This is a genomic window from Pseudooceanicola sp. NS-SX8 (assembly GCF_057380755.1).
Map to the genome: position 1 here is coordinate 3,909,791 of NZ_CM170819.1, position 16,431 is coordinate 3,926,221.

Annotated in this window: 19 protein-coding genes; 11 read left to right on the forward strand and 8 right to left on the reverse strand. The window is 65.7% G+C overall.

All coding sequences use genetic code 11. The features are described from left to right. Window positions 1-191: 191 nt before the first annotated feature. Complete coding sequence (gene thrS, locus AC2IR1_RS17860; RefSeq protein WP_486473320.1) at window positions 192-2,165, forward strand: threonine--tRNA ligase; 1,974 nt, start codon at window positions 192-194, stop codon at window positions 2,163-2,165. Between the two features lie 62 nt (window positions 2,166-2,227). Here the strand turns inward: thrS and AC2IR1_RS17865 are convergent, their stop codons facing one another. Further along, window positions 2,228-2,869 carry an NrsF family protein gene (locus AC2IR1_RS17865; RefSeq protein ID WP_486473321.1) on the reverse strand — a complete coding sequence of 214 codons (642 nt, stop codon included), beginning with the start codon at window positions 2,867-2,869 and terminating at the stop codon, window positions 2,228-2,230. Further along, window positions 2,866-3,513, reverse strand: a complete 648-nt coding sequence (locus AC2IR1_RS17870) for a sigma-70 family RNA polymerase sigma factor (RefSeq protein ID WP_486473322.1) — start codon at window positions 3,511-3,513, stop codon at window positions 2,866-2,868. The genes AC2IR1_RS17865 and AC2IR1_RS17870 overlap by 4 nt, the downstream gene beginning before the upstream one ends. Window positions 3,514-3,700: 187 nt before the next feature. On the opposite strand from AC2IR1_RS17870, the gene AC2IR1_RS17875 reads away from it, so the two are divergent. The 4 genes from AC2IR1_RS17875 (at window position 3,701) to AC2IR1_RS17890 (ending at window position 6,296) form a co-directional block, all read left to right on the forward strand. After that, window positions 3,701-4,012 carry a BufA1 family periplasmic bufferin-type metallophore gene (locus tag AC2IR1_RS17875; protein ID WP_486473323.1) on the forward strand — a complete coding sequence of 104 codons (312 nt, stop codon included), beginning with the start codon at window positions 3,701-3,703 and terminating at the stop codon, window positions 4,010-4,012. Window positions 4,013-4,117: 105 nt separating this feature from the next. After that, window positions 4,118-4,969: an MNIO family bufferin maturase gene (gene bufB, locus AC2IR1_RS17880; protein ID WP_486473324.1), complete on the forward strand. Its 852-nt coding sequence runs from the start codon at window positions 4,118-4,120 to the stop codon at window positions 4,967-4,969. After that, window positions 4,966-5,736 carry an HvfC/BufC family peptide modification chaperone gene (locus tag AC2IR1_RS17885; protein WP_486473325.1) on the forward strand — a complete coding sequence of 257 codons (771 nt, stop codon included), beginning with the start codon at window positions 4,966-4,968 and terminating at the stop codon, window positions 5,734-5,736. The genes bufB and AC2IR1_RS17885 overlap by 4 nt, the downstream gene beginning before the upstream one ends. Further along, window positions 5,733-6,296, forward strand: a complete 564-nt coding sequence (locus AC2IR1_RS17890; RefSeq protein WP_486473326.1) for a DoxX family membrane protein — start codon at window positions 5,733-5,735, stop codon at window positions 6,294-6,296. Before AC2IR1_RS17885 ends, AC2IR1_RS17890 begins: the two co-directional genes overlap by 4 nt. Here AC2IR1_RS17890 and AC2IR1_RS17895 read toward each other — a convergent pair. Both AC2IR1_RS17895 and AC2IR1_RS17900 read right to left on the reverse strand, forming a co-directional pair. Then, a complete protein-coding gene (locus AC2IR1_RS17895) occupies window positions 6,247-6,615 on the reverse strand; it encodes a hypothetical protein (RefSeq protein WP_486473327.1) in 369 nt (122 codons plus the stop codon). The genes AC2IR1_RS17890 and AC2IR1_RS17895 overlap by 50 nt on opposite strands. Before the next feature lie 21 nt (window positions 6,616-6,636). Then, on the reverse strand, window positions 6,637-6,951 hold the full coding sequence (locus AC2IR1_RS17900) for an arsenate reductase family protein (protein WP_486473328.1): 315 nt from the start codon (window positions 6,949-6,951) through the stop codon (window positions 6,637-6,639). A gap of 192 nt (window positions 6,952-7,143) precedes the next feature. Here AC2IR1_RS17900 and AC2IR1_RS17905 point away from each other — a divergent pair, with 192 nt between their 5' ends. Further along, window positions 7,144-7,350 (forward strand): cold-shock protein, encoded by a 207-nt coding sequence (locus tag AC2IR1_RS17905; RefSeq protein WP_097145690.1) that lies wholly within the window; start codon window positions 7,144-7,146, stop codon window positions 7,348-7,350. Window positions 7,351-7,457: 107 nt separating this feature from the next. Here the strand turns inward: AC2IR1_RS17905 and AC2IR1_RS17910 are convergent, their stop codons facing one another. From AC2IR1_RS17910 to thyX, 4 genes are all read right to left on the reverse strand, one after another. Further along, entirely contained in the window at window positions 7,458-7,751 is a 294-nt protein-coding gene (locus AC2IR1_RS17910) for a hypothetical protein (RefSeq protein ID WP_486473329.1), read from the reverse strand. A 133-nt stretch (window positions 7,752-7,884) separates the two neighbouring features. Beyond that, on the reverse strand, window positions 7,885-8,190 hold the full coding sequence (locus AC2IR1_RS17915) for a hypothetical protein (protein ID WP_486473330.1): 306 nt from the start codon (window positions 8,188-8,190) through the stop codon (window positions 7,885-7,887). A 65-nt stretch (window positions 8,191-8,255) separates the two neighbouring features. Beyond that, window positions 8,256-8,675 (reverse strand): DUF2177 family protein, encoded by a 420-nt coding sequence (locus AC2IR1_RS17920; protein WP_486473331.1) that lies wholly within the window; start codon window positions 8,673-8,675, stop codon window positions 8,256-8,258. 1,594 nt (window positions 8,676-10,269) lie between these two features. Beyond that, window positions 10,270-11,175: an FAD-dependent thymidylate synthase gene (gene thyX, locus AC2IR1_RS17925; RefSeq protein ID WP_486473332.1), complete on the reverse strand. Its 906-nt coding sequence runs from the start codon at window positions 11,173-11,175 to the stop codon at window positions 10,270-10,272. Window positions 11,176-11,386: 211 nt separating this feature from the next. Between thyX and AC2IR1_RS17930 the strand changes: the two genes are divergently transcribed. From AC2IR1_RS17930 to AC2IR1_RS17950, 5 genes are all read left to right on the forward strand, one after another. Continuing rightward, on the forward strand, window positions 11,387-12,364 hold the full coding sequence (locus AC2IR1_RS17930; RefSeq protein WP_486473333.1) for a hypothetical protein: 978 nt from the start codon (window positions 11,387-11,389) through the stop codon (window positions 12,362-12,364). Window positions 12,365-12,515: 151 nt separating this feature from the next. After that, window positions 12,516-14,018 (forward strand): surface lipoprotein assembly modifier, encoded by a 1,503-nt coding sequence (locus AC2IR1_RS17935; protein WP_486473334.1) that lies wholly within the window; start codon window positions 12,516-12,518, stop codon window positions 14,016-14,018. 146 nt (window positions 14,019-14,164) lie between these two features. Next, window positions 14,165-14,593 carry a VOC family protein gene (locus AC2IR1_RS17940; RefSeq protein ID WP_486473335.1) on the forward strand — a complete coding sequence of 143 codons (429 nt, stop codon included), beginning with the start codon at window positions 14,165-14,167 and terminating at the stop codon, window positions 14,591-14,593. Window positions 14,594-14,600: 7 nt separating this feature from the next. Further along, window positions 14,601-15,326 carry a DUF1194 domain-containing protein gene (locus tag AC2IR1_RS17945; protein WP_486473336.1) on the forward strand — a complete coding sequence of 242 codons (726 nt, stop codon included), beginning with the start codon at window positions 14,601-14,603 and terminating at the stop codon, window positions 15,324-15,326. 204 nt (window positions 15,327-15,530) lie between these two features. Continuing rightward, complete coding sequence (locus AC2IR1_RS17950) at window positions 15,531-16,031, forward strand: MarR family winged helix-turn-helix transcriptional regulator (RefSeq protein WP_486473337.1); 501 nt, start codon at window positions 15,531-15,533, stop codon at window positions 16,029-16,031. Window positions 16,032-16,431: the final 400 nt, after the last annotated feature.

The window sequence follows — 16,431 nt, forward strand, 5'->3', positions numbered from 1 at the left end:
CTTGCTTGGCTCGAATTTCCAACGCCCGAACAGGGACTTCGGTTCACCCCGAAGGGCGTGTCCTGCCCGCGACACGGGGCCCCGGCCGCGCATCCGGGCTTGACCCCCGTGCCGACGCGCGCGACAAGACGCGCGCACATAACCCGCAATCGGGCGTTCCGTGGGCGCCAAACCGACGAGGAGGACAAGACATGTCCCAGATCTCCCTCACCTTCCCTGATGGCAATTCGCGCGAGTACGACGCGGGAATCACTGCGGCCGACGTGGCTGCGGGAATTTCCAACTCTCTCGCCAAGAAGGCCATTTCCGCAACGATTAATGGCCAGCACTGGGATCTGCAGTGGCCGATCACCGAAGACGCCAGCATCGCCATTCACACGATGAAGGACGAAGAGCAGGCCAATGAACTGGTCCGCCACGACCTCGCCCACGTGATGGCCCGCGCCGTGCAGGAGCTGTGGCCCGACGTGAAGGTCACGATCGGCCCGGTGATCAAGGACGGCTGGTACTACGACTTCGACCGCAAGGAGCCCTTCACCCCGGAAGACCTGGGCGAGATCGAGAAGAAGATGAAGGAAATCATCAATCTTCGCGACCCGGTGAAGACGGAGCTGTGGTCGCGCGAAGATGCGGTGAAGTTCTACGAGGACAACGAGGAACCCTACAAGGTGGAGCTGGTCGGCATGATCCCCGAGGGTCAGCCGATCCGCATGTACTGGCACGGCGACTGGCAGGACCTGTGCCGCGGGCCGCACCTGCAGCACACCGGGCAACTGCCCGCGGATGCGTTCAAGCTGATGTCCGTGGCCGGTGCCTACTGGCGCGGCGACAGCGATCGCCCGATGCTGCAGCGGATCTACGGCGTGGCCTTCACCTCCAAGGAGAAGCTGAAGAAGCACCTGACCATGCTGGAGGAGGCCGCCAAGCGCGACCACCGCAAGCTGGGCCGGGAAATGGCGCTGTTCCACATGCAGGAAGAGGCCCCCGGCCAGGTCTTCTGGCATCCCAACGGCTGGACGATCTACACCGAGCTGCAGGACTACATGCGCCGCAACCAGCGCCGCGACGGCTATGTCGAGGTGAACACGCCGCAGGTGGTGAACCGCAAGCTGTGGGAGGCCTCGGGCCACTGGGCGAACTACCAGGAAAACATGTTCATCGTCGAAGTGGACGAGGATCACGCACGCGAGAAAACGATCAACGCGCTGAAGCCGATGAACTGCCCCTGCCACGTGCAGATCTTCAACAACGGGCTGAAATCCTACCGCGACCTGCCGCTGCGCATCGCCGAATTCGGCAGCTGCGCGCGCTACGAACCTTCCGGGGCGCTGCACGGGATCATGCGGGTGCGGGGCTTCACCCAGGATGACGGTCACATCTTCTGCACCGATGACCAGATCGAGGCGGAAACGAAGAAGTTCATCTCCTTCCTCGCCAGGATCTACGACGACCTGGGCTTCCACGAGTGGACGGTGAAACTGTCCACCCGCCCCGAAAAGCGCGTGGGCAGCGAGGAAAGCTGGGACCGTGTCGAAGCGGCTCTTGGCAATGCCTGCAAGGCAGCGGGCTATGACTTCGAGATCCAGGAGGGCGAAGGTGCCTTCTACGGTCCGAAGCTGGAGTTCACGCTGACCGACGCCATCGGGCGGGAATGGCAGTGCGGCACCCTGCAGGTGGATCCGAACCTGCCGGAACGGCTGGAGGCAAGCTACATCGGCCAGGACGGTGAAAAGCACCGCCCCGTGATGCTGCACCGCGCCGTGCTGGGCAGCTTCGAACGCTTCATCGGCATCCTGATCGAGAACTCGGAAGGCAAGCTGCCGATCTGGCTGGCCCCGCGCCAGGTGGTCGTGGCGGCCATCGTGTCCGACGCCGACGATTACTGCCTCGAAGTGGTCGAGGCGCTGCGTGCGCGCGGCGTCCGGGCCGAGGCCGACCTCAGGAACGAGAAGATCAACTACAAGGTCCGGGAACACTCCGTCGGCAAGGTGCCCTACATCCTGGCTTGCGGCATGAAGGAAGTGGAAGATCGCACCGTCTCCACCCGTCGCCTGGGCGAGAAGCAGACCAAGGTCCAGACCCTGGAGGAGATCGTCGCGCAGCTGGCCGAGGAAGCCACGCCGCCGGATCTGAAGGCACAGGCGGCCAAGCTGGCCGCGGAATGAGGAAAGGGCGCCTTCGGGCGCCCTTTTCGTTTTCAGCTCACTCTGTTTTCAGCGCAGGGGCGCTACCAGCGGAGCAACAGGCGCCCGGCGACAGCGCCGATGCCGGCCGCAATCCCGATCCCCATGGAATACCACAAGGCATAAAAGAGCGGCGTATCCTCGATGCAGAAGGTGGAATAGACGACGGTGGCAAGCCCTGCCGCCGCGAAGCCCGCCAGCGCCCCGGCGCGCGCCGGATGGACGGCGGCCCCCCGTCGCAGCGCCATCAGGAACCCCGCCAGCATCGGCAGGGACAGCAGAGGGATGGAGGGCAGGCACACCCAGATCGAATGCCCGCGAATGGCCATGCCGCGCAGCTCCGCAGGTGTGTCACGGAATGTCACGGCAAAGAGGATCACGGCGGCCGCTGGCAGCAGCCAGATCAACCGGCGGGCGGCACCGGGGCGCTGCCCGGGGCGGGCGGCCCGCAGCGCCAGAACGGATGCCATCCCCGCCAAGAGCAGCGGCAGCACCGTCTTGGCCGCCACCAGCGGTTGCGAAAGGGCCTGCATCAGGTCGGGGCGCGGCCCGTAGACCAGCCCGTAGATCAGCAGGGTCACCAGCAGGCCACTCAGCACATAGGGTAGCGCCCGCGCCTCTGGCGCAGGTTGTGGCACCTGGGCAGGTTCGGTGGCCAGGGCGGCGATCAGGTCTTCGGTCTTCATCTTTCGCGTCCATCCGTTGTCTGTACCTGTTTCCCCCCGTTCTGCCCGCCCGGCCCGCCTGGCGGCTTTGCCCCCCGGACCTGCGGCCCCGATACGTCTGCGGCCCCCGGCGCACCGGCCAGCTGCCGCAACCGCTGCATGGCTCGGTGATAGGCCACGCGAACCGCGCCCTCGCTCATGCCCAGGCGCGCGCCCACTTCGCCGGCCGTTTCCCCTTCGACCCCGACAGAGCGGACAATGCCGGCCGCCCTGGGATCAATCCGCCCCAGCATCAGATCCAGGTCCCGCGCCGCCGAGGGCTCAGCCGCGCGTTCATCCGGCAGCACCTCTGCCAGATCGTCGATCTGCACCTGACCCGCCCCGCGACGGCGCCGGGCGGCATCCGCACATTTGTACCGCGCAATGGCATAAAGCCAGGGGGTCAGCGGGTCTTCCTCCCGCCAGGTGTGCCGCTTGGCATGCAGCGCCAGCAGCACCTCCTGCACGACGTCCTCCACCTCCTCCGCCGTGGCACGAGAAAGCCGCCCGCGCGCAATCGTCCTGACAGCGGGGACCACCGCCGTCAGGAACTGCGCATAGGCTGCGGTGTCTCCCCGGTTGGCCCGGCGCAGGAGGTCGCCCCACAGGTGATTGCGTTCCGTCATTGCCTCCTCCCTTCGTGCCTCCCGCCGAAACGTTACAGCCCCCTCGCATTTTTCCGAAGCACGATCACTCGTCCGTGAAGGATGTAACGACCGCGGCAGATCCCCCGAATGGCAGAGCACGGTGGCCGTCACGGCTGCCGCTCTCAGTCAAACGACCTCAGTCACACACCCGAGAAAGGGAAACCCCATGTCCACCATCCTCAAGACCGCAGCCGTCGCAGGCGCCTTCGCCACCGCCCTTGCCGCAACCTCCGCCGTCCAGGCCGATGACATGGCGCAGGAAAAGTGCTTCGGCGTCGCCATGGCCGGCGAAAACGACTGCGCGGCGGGCCCCGGCACCACCTGTGCCGGCACCTCGAAGGTCGACTACCAGGGCAATGCCTGGTCCCTGGTCGATGCCGGCAAATGCGCGATGATCGAACTGCCCGCGATGGCCGACGGCACCCCGCGCATGGGCTCCCTCGAAGCGCTGGAGCGTGACCTTCCGATGGAAGGCTGAAAGCCCGGAACGGCGCGCCATGCCCCGGAGGCGCGCCGTTCCCCTTCCCGACGCGGGACGGGACAACCCCGCCCCAGCCACCCCACCAGGAAACGGAGAGGACCCATGTTCGATCAAGCGCGCAATGCGCTGCCCGCAGGCCCCGGCGTGGGCTTCAAACCGCAGCATTACGCAGACATCCTGAACGATCCCGCGCCAGTCACCTGGCTGGAAATCCACGCAGAAAATTACATGGGGGACGGCGGCAGGCCGCTGGCGATGCTGCGTCACCTGGCGGAACGGTTCCCGATCTCCGTCCATGGCGTAGGCCTGTCCCTCGGCGGCGAAGGTCCCCTGGACCAGGAACACCTTGCCCGGCTGCGCCGCCTTTGCGACTGGCTGCAACCGGCGAGCTTTTCGGAACACCTGGCTTGGTCCAGCCATGACAGCGCCTTCCTGAACGACCTCCTGCCCCTGCCCTATAACGCCGCAACCCTGGCGCGCGTCTGCGACCACATCGACGCCCTGCAGGAGACCCTGGCCCGGCCGATGCTGCTGGAAAACCCCTCGTCCTACCTGGCCTTCTCGGAAAGCACCCTGTCGGAAACCGACTTCCTGGCGGAGGTCGCCCGCCGCACGGGATGCGGCCTTTTGCTGGACGTGAACAATGTCTTCGTCTCCTGCGTGAATCTCGACCTTGATCCGCGCGCCTACGTCCGGGACTTCCCACTGGACCGGGTCGGAGAGATCCACCTGGGCGGCCACGACGAGGACGAGGATGATGCCGGGCGACCCCTGCTGATCGACAGCCACGGCAGGGAGGTCGCCGATCCGGTCTGGGCGCTTCTGGACGATGTCCTGCATGGCGCAGGTCCCCGCCCGGTGCTGATCGAATGGGACAACGACGTTCCCCCCTGGCCCGCCCTGCGCGACGAAGCCCGGAGAGCCGACCGCGCGCTGCAGGGCCTGCCCGCATGAGCGCGCGCGCCGGTCACCTGCGCCACTGCGGCCAGTCCGATTTCCACGCGGCGCTGACAGATCCGGGCCGCCACACGCCCGCCAGCCTGAACGATGGCAGGGGCGGCACGGCAGAACGCCGGTTCGCCGTTTATCGCAACAACCTTGCCGTCGGTCTGCGCGACGCCCTGGTGGATGGCTTCCCCACGCTGCGCGCGCTTGTCGGGGAGGACGCGATGCAGGCAATCGCAAGGCCCTTTCTGCGCACCCATGCCCCCCGTTCGCCCGTGATGTTCCGCTACGGAGAGGACCTGCCCGAGTTTCTAGAAGATTTTCCGCAGGTTGCGCACCTCGGCTACCTGCCGGACGTGGCGCGGCTCGACCTGGCGCTCAGGGCCGCCTACCACGCCGCTGATGCCGAGGCCGTCCCCCCGGCCTTTCTGGCGGCGATACCTTCGGACAGGCTGGCGGCCTCTTGCCTGACACTCGCCCCGGCTGTCCGGATCCTGCGATCCGCCTGGCCCCTGTACCAGATCTGGCGCCTCGCCACCCGGGACGGCCCCGCGCCGGAGGCCCGCGCAGAGGACATCTTGGTCACCCGCCCCGATTTCGACCCGCGCCTGCATCTGCTGCCGCCGGGCGGAGCGGCCTTTGTCCAGGCGCTGCGGACCGGCGCGCCGACGGAGGCCGCGGCCCGGGCTTCCGGCATCCAGCCGGCAGCGCTGGCCGAGGTACTGGGATTGCTGATGAAAACCGGCGCCATAACAGGAACGGAGTTGCCCCGATGACCGACCCGACCGCCCCGCTGTCTCGCCTGTCCCCCCTTCTGCCGCTGCTGGCGCGCTTCGTCTTTGCCGCGGTGCTGATGCGCTACTTCTGGGCCTCTGCCCTGACGAAGATCGGCGATGGCCCCCTGGGGATCGTGCAGCCCTCCGTCGGGGCCTATGCGCAGATCTTTCCCCGCGCGATGGAGGCAGCTGGCTACGATATCTCGAAACTCGGCCTGCTGCACTGGGCGGTGGTCACCGCGGGGACGCTGGCGGAATTCCTGCTGCCCCTGCTGCTTCTGCTGGGCCTGCTCACGCGGCCTGCGGCGCTTGGCATGATCGGCTTCATCCTGGTGCAGAGCCTGACCGATCTCTACGGTCACGGGGGCCTGTCCCATCCGGGCACGCTGGGGGCATGGTTCGACCGCGCGCCCGACGCGCTGATCCTGGATCAACGCGCCTTCTGGGTGCTCACCTTGCTGATACCGGCCTTCCAGGGGGCCGGGGCCCTGTCACTCGACCGGGTGCTGTTCAGAAATGCGCCTTCGGCTCATCCGGTTTCCCGGCCGCCAGCGCCATGATCGCCGCAATGCCGATGAAGGCGATGGGGAACAGCGTGAAGACATTGATGCCAAAGCCGAAATAGAACCCCGCCGCCCCCGCGAGAAGCAGCACACCACCCCAGAGGGCCCGCACCTTTGCCATGCCCGCCCCGGCAATCGCCAGGATCGGGGACAGCACCGCAGCCGTGCGCAGCGCCTCGACGTTGTGGACCTGCCGGAACAGTCCCTCGACCTCTCCGTAGGCATCAATCGCCTCGGTGTAGCCATAGCTGGCCATGCCCACGACCAGCCCCAGAAGCCCGCCGATCAGTCCCAGTATCAGTGCCGCGTTACGCAAGGCGCCTGTCTCCTTCTGCAGTCAGTGGCCAAGCGCCTTTTGCACATCGGCCGTCCATCCCAGATAGAGATCCTCCCCCGCCACGATAAGGGGCCGCTTCATCAAGGCGGGATGATCGCGCAGCAGCTCGCGGGCCGGGCGCGCGCGTTCCGCCTCATCCAGGCCGCGCCAGGTGGTGGAGCGGCGATTCACCAGGTCATCCCCGAAGGTCGCCAGCGCGCGGTCCAGCAGCGCGTCAGGCAGCGGATTGCTACGCACATCGACCAGTTCTGCCCCCTCCAGCGCCTTGAGCGCCTTCCGGCAGGTGTCGCAATTCTTCAGGCCATAGAGCTGCATCGCTGCCCCTTTCGTCGTCTTGTTGCAAATAAGGGGCGGAAACGCGTGCCAACCCTCGTTTTGCTTGCTTTTTACAAAGGGAATGCAATCCTGACCATGTCGCAAGGTGGTTAAGTCCCGATTTTTCCGGGCCTTGAGTGCCGTGATGGAAGTCCCCGCCACGCGGGGTGGTACGGCAAGAGGAGAGACGGAATGCCTGTAGGCACCGTAAAATGGTTCAATACGACCAAGGGTTATGGTTTCATCGAACCCGAGGAGGGCGGCAAGGACGTCTTCGTTCACATTTCAGCCGTCGAGCGATCCGGCCTGACCGGTCTCGCCGACAATCAGAAGGTCGGCTACGAGCTGACCGAAGGACGTGATGGCCGCAAGATGGCCGGCGACCTGAAATTGCTCTGACCCCGCAACCGGTCCCGACCGGCCAGCAAGGTCCGAAATTCATTAAAGATTTGTGAATCCCTTTTTTCTTTTGAAAACATGGGGTTCACTGGCTTCCCGTCCGGTAGTCACATCGGATCCGGCGCAGCCAGCCCAGCCTGCCAATCCTCCCCCATGGCGACGATGCAGGATTTCCCAGTCGCGTAGGAGACGACCAGCGTCCACTCCCCCCGCGGTGTTGTCCAGACTTCCATGAGTTGATCGGGACCGCGCAGCCCCATGGCTTCGCGTGACAGGTTCATCTGCGTCTTCAATCGCTTTTCAAGCGCCGTGGTGCCATCGCAGAGCACCTCCGCTATGGGGCTGGAGGCGGCGGCGGGGCCCGCCAGGACGGCCAGAAGAACGGCAGCGGCGATGCGCATGAACTGCTCCCTTTTCCAAGGAATGTAACAGATTCATGACATTCAAACGATAGGAAATCGTGAACCGCGCAGACCAAGGGCGCCCCGGGCACCGGAACGCCTGCCGGGTTTACCCGGGAAACCCCTTTGAAACTCAGTAGTTGGGAGACTTGGAGCCGTAGTAGCCCGGCGCGCCATAGCGGTAGCCGGTGACGGAGCGGTTCCAGTCTGCCGCGGTTGCGGGCACGTTCGGCTTGCCGCAGGACACCTGCAGGCCCAGCTGCACGGGCATCAGGCCTTCGGGGCAGTAGTTCACCGTGACCGGATAGGCAAAGACCGGCGGCGCATCGGTGCGCGACACGGTGGGGCCGGTATAAATGTCGTTGACGACAAGGCCTTGCGCGGCGGCGGCGAGCGGCAGGGCGCAGGCAAGCAGGGTGGCGGTCAGCAGGGATTTCATCCGGAACATCCTTTCCTGGGCGGCATCGGGCGCAGGATAGCAGCGACCGCGCCCGGCTCAAAACCCTAAAGCGCGGCACCGGCCGACGGGAAGATCAGCCGCACCAGCCACACCCCCAGGGCCGCCGAGACCCCCGTCAGAACCGTGCCCCAGGTCATGTCCACCGCCACCATGACGGGCGACCAGGCCCGCAGGACGGCGTAGTTCGTCACCTCGTAGGTGCCATAGGCCATGGCGCCGATAAGCGCCCCGTTTACAAGGGCTTGCATGGGGCGCCCGGCCTCCAGCGCAGGCAGGGACACGAACCACAGAAGCCCCGCGACATAGGCCATGTAGAAGAGCGCCGCAGCGATCATGCGCGGATCTTCGAGGATCTGATCGCCCAGCCTGGTTTCGAAAAGCGGGCGCATGACGGTCTTCAGCATGACGGCATCGAGGCCGAGGAAGATCACCGCCGTGATGAGGTAGAGGGTGAGGGTCTGCATGGTGGCTCCGGTGTCGTTTCTTGGGATACGCCGGAGCGGGGCGCCTGGATCACACCCGGAGACCGCTATAGCTTTTTTGAATGTCGGTATTTTGTCGGTATCGCGTCGGTATCACGTCGGTGCGTTTTTGGTAAGGGATTGGAAAGCTTCGCGGTAACGGGGCGGGCGTTGGGTGTTGCTGGGTGTTGCCGGGTATTGTGACGGTTTTCGCGGGGGAATGTGCGGAGGTTATGAGGTGGGCACGGGGTGGTGCGTGGTGGGAAGGTGGTGTGGTGGGGATGGTGGGGTGAACCCCACCCTACGGTTGACGGCACGTCGCCCCCAACCGGTCGCAGCAGACCAGTTTCAAGGCGCACCCACTTGCCAGAAGACACCGGCCCGCTACAAGTTCTGCGTCCGAAGCGTCATCAAAAGGAAAGTGTTGTTGAACTCCGCAAGCGTCATCTGTCGGCGGTTCGGACTATCCGGCCAGGGATCTCTTACAATGATCTCCTGCGGCATCGGACCTTGAGGCGTGCGAATATAGGTCATCGCCGTAATCAGGACCGCATGCCCGAGCGAACCTGCAATAAGACACCGACCTTTATTAAGTTCATTCCAAACCGTTTGAAGTGGAGGTACCTGCGGCAGGATATTCTCCGACAAATCCATTACAGGGCGAGCAAGAGCTTCAAAAGGACGCCCCGTCTGCCCATCCCTCCACGCTCCCGAAATTGCCCTAGCAATCTCCGGACCGGTGGCGGTTCGACAACTGGGAACCGGTCCGTGAATTTTCGAAACAAATTCCGTTTGCGGCACATAGAACCCTGCAAGACTGAAAATAGCCTCACAACAAGCGGCCCAACACCAATTTTGGCACTCCTGCCTGGGGAGCCTGCTAATAGGAACACCCACGGTACAAATCGGCGCAAGCCCAAAATTCGGCAAAAAAACTTGCTGACAAGTCTCAGTATCAGCCAAAGAAGCCACGGGGGCAGCAGCGACCGAGGCCGCTGACAGAAGAAATCGACGTCGATGCATCTCTTAACCTCAATAAAGAAACATAGCAAATATTGGAGAGAGCGCACCACCTTGAATCGCGAGTCAAGCCCCACCCCCAAATATAGAACGGGCGCAGCTTTTATTCCGTGGATTGAGACATATCGATGCCGCAAGCTTGAGCGCGTGCATTGCAAAATCCTCAAAACGTCCAGCCCAAAGGGCGTTCCGCATTATAGAATATTGTCATGAGATTCTCATCCATGCCCCCCCCACATCTCAGAGGAGGAAAGACGTACATAACAGAATGAAATGGGCCATGCTGCCCCACCTGCGCAACCGAAGTTCACTTTCACGAACTTGAGATCCGAATGGTTCTTTTTGCACCGGGGTGTCTACGCGAAGCGATCCGGCCATCTCATTGGCGCTGTCACCTCACCACGCGGTCTTTCACGAACGGTGGATTGCATCCACCCTACGACGTCGCAATACCTCGGAGGTTTGGCGCGCAGCCTTCTTCGCCCCGTAGGGTGGATGCCAATCCACCATCCCTGCGCCCACAAAAGACAAAAGGCGCGGCAAAAGCCGCGCCCTGTTCCATTCCAGATCGGCCCGCTTATTCGATGAAGGCCAGGAACTCCCGCCATTCCCGCTTGGACATGCCGCAATTCTCTTCGGTCACCTCCTCGCCCTTCAGCATCCGGCGGAGCGCCTCCATCATCTGCGAGGACATCGTCACCGCGCCCATGCGGTAATCCTCGAAGGCCTTGTAGGCGAAGGGCACCCAGTCGGCGACGAGCTTGCAGATCTCCTCGGCGTAGACGCGGATCTCGTACTGGGCATGGGCATCGGCGCGCAGGCGCAGGAAGTGCAGCAGGTTGTGCAGGTCCACCTTCCAGTACCACTGGGTGTAGATGTTCGCCGGCAGGTTCATGCGGGCCAGTTCACGGGCGAGGCCCTGCTGGCCGTCGTCCGAGATCATCTCTGCGTAGTGATCATAGGCACGGGCGCTGTCTGCCTTGAGGTATTCCAGCACGCGGGCGGCTTCCTCGCCGGTCAGGGCCTCGCCGCGGCCCTGGTTGTTGACCACCGACTGCGCGGCGAGGTGTTCGGGCGCGGGGATGTAGAATTCCCGGTCGAGGATCGAGTAGCGGGCGGAGTATTCGTTCACGTTGGCGGTGCGGTGGCGGATCCACTGGCGCGCGACGAAGACCGGCAGCTTCACGTGCAGCTTCAGCTCGCACATCTCGAAGGGGGTGGAGTGCCAGTGCCGCATCAGGTAGCGGATCAGCCCCTCGTCGTTCTGCACGGATTTGGTGCCCTTGCCATAGCTCACGCGGGCGGCCTGGGTGATGGCGCTGTCGTCGCCCATGTAGTCGATCACCCGGACGAAACCGTGGTCGAGCACGGGATAGGCCTTGTAGAGATGCGCCTCCATCCCGGGCACGGTGGCGCGCAGGGTGGGGCGGCTCTCGGCTCGCAGCGCGTCGATTTCGGCCTGCTGTTCGGGAGAAAGCGGCATGGGGCGAATCCTTTCCACTAGATCGGTGTCTGCCGAAGGTATCTTGTGCGGAGGGGGAGCGGAACCTCTATATACAGTAGGGCATTTCCGCCGCAGGTGCGTGAAGATCGTCCACCAAGTGCCTTGCATCGTTGACTTTGCGACCCGCTGTCGGAAGTCTGCGCGCAACGGGGCCCGCCAGAGGCCCTGAAAACGTGAGTGAGGCAGTGACATGGCAGGGACCCGGTTCGTCCTGCTGCTGGCGGCTTTGGCTGTCGGCGCATGCGGGAGTTCGTCCAATCCGTTCGACGACGACGACAGCAGCGAGGACACCTCCGACGAGGTGAGCGCGGATACCGCGATCTCGCGCAGCGAGGAGACCAACAGCGACGGCGGCGGCTACGTGACCGGGGTCAGCTACGACAGCGACACCGATACTTTCACCGTGGAGGGCCTGGCCTTCGACGGGGACGGCGAATACAGCCGGATGACCACGCCTTTCGCCTCCCTCGGCGGGTACGCCGTCTACGAGGGCGCGCTGACCTACTACGATGACCAGACCGGCGCGGCGATCAGCCAGCTGGAACACCGGGCGATCTACGGCGTGTCCGACAGCGGCCAGACGGAGTTCGCCATCGCGCGGTCGGGCGGCTACATGGGCTACGGTTTCGGCGGGTTCATCTACCAGCGCAACGGGGCGGTCACCCTGCCCAGCACGGGCCAGGCGATCTACACCGGGCAATACGCCGGCCTGCGCGTCTTCAACGGCACCGACGGGATCGAGTACAGCCAGGCCGACATGACCGTCAGCATCGACTTCGAGGATTTCGAGGACGGATCGGCGGTGCGCGGCAGCCTGAGCAACCGGCAGGTCTTTGACTCGGATGGCGACGAGGTGACGGCGGATATCGCCGATGCGCTGGTCAGCGGGGCCACCACCCTGCCGGTGCTGAGCTTCGTCATCGAACCCGGCGTGCTGGACGAGAACGGGGAGCTGGGCGGCAGCGTCCAGAGCACCTACTACGACAGCGACAGCGGGTCCCTGGTCACCTACGAAAGCGGCACCTACTACGCCATCCTGTCGGATGGGGCCGACGGGTCCGAAGACCCCGCGGCAGAGATCGTCGGCATCATCGTGATGACCAGCGACGACCCCAGAGACGACACGCTGACGGTACAGGAGACCGGCGGCTTCATCCTGTACCGCTGAGACGGGACACGGGATGCCCCCCCTCCTCCGGCCCCAGACAGACCGGACCGGGAGGATCATGAGATGTTCCTCCGCCGCGCGCCTTTTCCGCCTGCGCGCGACGGAGGACGTCGGGCCGCGATGCCTGCGCGGCCCGGGAACCGGGATCTTGATGGGCCTCCTGCTCGCGGCCGCGATCCCGGGACTGAACGGACCCGCCTTCGCCCAAACCGGGGCGGAGGCGGGCGCCGGACCGGCGGCACTGGCTTTCGCAAGCGAGCCCACGGGTGCGGCAGGTGGGACCACACCAACCACCCTGGCCGCCCCGACCACACCAACACCAGCGCCTCTGACCGATCTCACCGGGCTGAGCCCGGACCAGATGCGCCTTCTGGCCCGCGACAGGCTGGCCCGGGGCGACATGGCCATGGCCCGTACCCTGGCCCGTGCCCTGCTGGCACGCGACCCGGACGACCTGCAGGCGCTGCTGGTGCTGGCGCAGGCGGAGCGCGCGATGGGACGGACCGCCGCCGCGCAGGATGCCGCCCGCCGGGCCTGGACCCGCGCCGAAAGCGACGAGGAACGCTATGCCGCCGCCCTTGTCCGCGCCCAGGTCCTGTCCAGCGCCGGCCAGCGGACCCTGGGCCAGTACTGGCTGCGCCGCGCCGCAGACCTGGCCCCCGGCGAGGCGACGCGCGCCCGGGCGATCCGCGATTTCCGCTACCTGCGCCTGCGCAATCCCTGGTCCACCGTGCTGAGCTTCGGCATCACGCCGACCGACAACGTGAACAACGGATCGACCCGCGACACCTTCACCATCGACGGCCTGCCCTGGGAATTCGTGCTGAGCGGCGATGCCCGTGCCCTGTCCGGCGTGGAGCTGAGCTTTGGCGCGGACATGCGGTACCGGCTGGCGGAGACGGGCAGCCGCGCCACCGACCTGATGCTGCGCGCCAGCCACCACGGCTATACCCTGTCCGAAACCGCGAGGGCCGCCGCCCCCGACGCCCGGGGCGCGGATTTCGCGAGCTCCACCCTGTCGGCGGGGATCGGGCAGCGGGTGCTGCTGGGTGATCTGTCCGGCGGCAGGCGGACGGCGGACGAGCTGATCCTGGCGGGCTGGACCGGGCAGAACTGGTACGCGGGCGATCCCTATGGTGCCTTCCTGCGGGCCGAGGCGCGGCTGGCGCACCGGCTGGATGCGCGCAACCGGCTGACCACCGGGATCACGCTGGAGATGCGCCGGGGCGAGGGCGCGCCTGAGGCCGATGTGCAGGGGCTGTCGCTGGCCTGGGATCACGCCTGGCAGGGCGGACAGCTGAGCCTTTACGGGGTGGTCACGCGCTCTGCCTCCGACAATGACGCGGCGGATTACCGGGACCTGCGCCTGGGCGCGCGGATCGCGCCCAGGGCGGTCTGGCTGGAGGCGGCCCTGGGCGCGGATCCGAGCCTGACCCTGGAAGCGCGCGAACGCCGCTTCGACCGGTCGCCCTACAGTTACGACGGACGCAGCGATGCGGAGATCAGCGCCAGCCTCGACATCACCTTCCGCGAGATCGACTATTTCGGGTTCAACCCGGTGATGACGCTGGAGACGAGCCGGACCTCTTCCAACATCGGCCTCTACGAGACGCGGCGCACCGGGCTGGGGCTGAGCATCCGGTCGGCCTTCTGAGGCGATGCGGGAGCGGGCACGGGTGGGCTGACCGCGCGGTCATCCCCCTTGCCCCCCGGTCTTAGAGATCGACAAACGCCTGTCGACTGCTACCTTTCGGCCAAGCGGCGCCCAGGGGGTGCGGCAAGGACGCAAAGGAATACGCGATGAAACTGCGCTATCTGCACACCATGGTCCGGGTCGAGGACCTGGGGAAATCCATGGCCTTCTACGAGCTTCTGGGCCTGAAGGAGACCAAGCGGATCGACAACGAGGCCGGGCGGTTCACCCTGGTCTTCATGGCCCCCGAGGGCCAGGAGGAATGCCCGGTGGAGCTGACCCACAACTGGGACGGTGACGAGGGGCTGCCCTCCGACAGCCGCCATTTCGGCCACCTGGCCTACCGGGTCGAGAACATCTACGAGCTGTGCCAGAAGCTGATGGACGCGGGCGTGACCATCAACCGCCCGCCGCGCGACGGCCACATGGCCTTCGTGCGCAGCCCCGACAACATCTCCATCGAACTGCTGCAGGAGGGGGGCGCGCTTGAGCCTGCCGAGCCCTGGGCCTCGATGGAGAACACCGGCCACTGGTAAGCCCGGCATGAGGAAGCTTGCCGGCAGGATCACCGCCATCTGCCTCCTGGCCCTTTGGGCCGGGGGGGCGGTGGCGGCGCCCTGCCGGCTGGCGCTGCTGCTGGCGGTGGATGTCTCCGCCTCGGTCGACGAGGAGGAGTACCGGTTGCAGCGGGACGGTCTGGCGGCGGCGCTGGACGATGGCGCGGTGCGCGATGCGATCCTGCAGGGGCGCGGCCCGGTGGCCCTGGCCGCCTACGAATGGAGCGGGCGTTATCAGCATGCGATGATCCTGCCCTGGGTCCTGCTGGACAGTGGCGCGGGCATCGACGCGGCGGTGGCGAAGATCCGGAGCGCCCATCGGGTCTACGAGGGCTTTCCCACCGCGACGGGCTATGCGCTTGGCCACGGGGCGGGCCTGCTGCGGCAGGCGCCGCAGTGCGACCGGCAGGTGATCGACGTGTCGGGCGACGGGATCAACAACGAGGGCTTCGGCCCGGCCCTGGCCTATGCGAACTTCCCCTTTGCTGGGGTCACCGTGAACGGGCTGGCGATCGCCGGGCCCGATGCGGGGGTCGTGCAGTTCTACCGTGACGAGCTGCGCCATGGCCCCGGCGCCTTTGTCGAAGTGGCCGAGGGATTTGGCGATTTCCGCCGGGCGATGACCCGCAAACTCTACCGAGAGCTGCAGGACATGCTGCTGGGCCAGATCACGCCGGAGCCCGGGACCAGGGCCATGGGATGCTGCGGATAGCGGGGCGACAAGGCCCTGAAACTGCGGGGTTTTCCATTGCACCCCCGGCCTGTGCCCCGGCAGTTGCCGCAGCGCGGCACGCGCGCTGGCGGAGGGCGACTGCAGGGTTCCGTTAACCACGCACGGTCTATCCATTTGGAATTAACCGGATTTTCGGGAATTTCACCCAGTTTCCGCCCCGAGCAGTTTGCGACGGAGACTTGGATGAGCATTCAGAACGCGATCGGACCGCGCGTGGCGCCGAAGGAGTTCATGGAGGGCTACCTGGATGCGCTGGCCCTGGTGGAGCGGCTGCACAGGCTGCTGCTGGACGTGATCAAGGACGAATTCGAACGGGTCGGCGTTTTGGAGATCAACGCGGTCCAGGCGCTCTTGCTGTTCAACATCGGCGACAACGAGGTGACGGCGGGAGAGCTGAAGACGCGGGGCTACTACCAGGGCTCCAACGTCAGCTACAACCTGAAGAAACTGGTCGAGATGGGCTACATGCACCATGAACGCTGCGAGATCGACCGGCGGTCGGTGCGCGTGCGCCTGACCCAGAAGGGCCGCGACATCCGCACCGTGGTGACGGAGCTTTTCGCCCGCCATGCGGAGGGCCTGGAGGGGCGCGGCGTGCTGGACTTCTCGGCCCTGGACGACATCATCGGATCCCTGCGGCGCATCGAACGCTACTGGAGCGACCAGATCCGCTATATCTACTGATCCGGACGCCCGGAACGGTGCCACCGGGGCCGGCCCCGGTGGGCGAGACTTGATGCCGTGCGCATGGTGATCGGGCGGGGTGAGGTTCAACCAGCCCAGCCGGAGCGGAGCGATCCAGCCGGAACGAACTGGCAGGACGGGTTTTGCCGGACGGGTCTGGTGGGGCAGAGGAAGGCGAACTGTCAGTAGTTGGGCCAGTTCAAGGCCCCGGCGCAGAGGGTAGATGCACCAGCCGGAAGCCGGACGGAGCAGAGGCAGAAATCCGCGCCCGTTTTGTGAGCAAGTCACCGTTCGGGGGCGAAAGCGCCCCGGGCGGGAGCGCCGTCCCCACCGCAGGACCAGCCGGGATCACGGCCAATGACCTGCCCGCGCGCCGCCGTGCGGCAGTTTCATGACACAC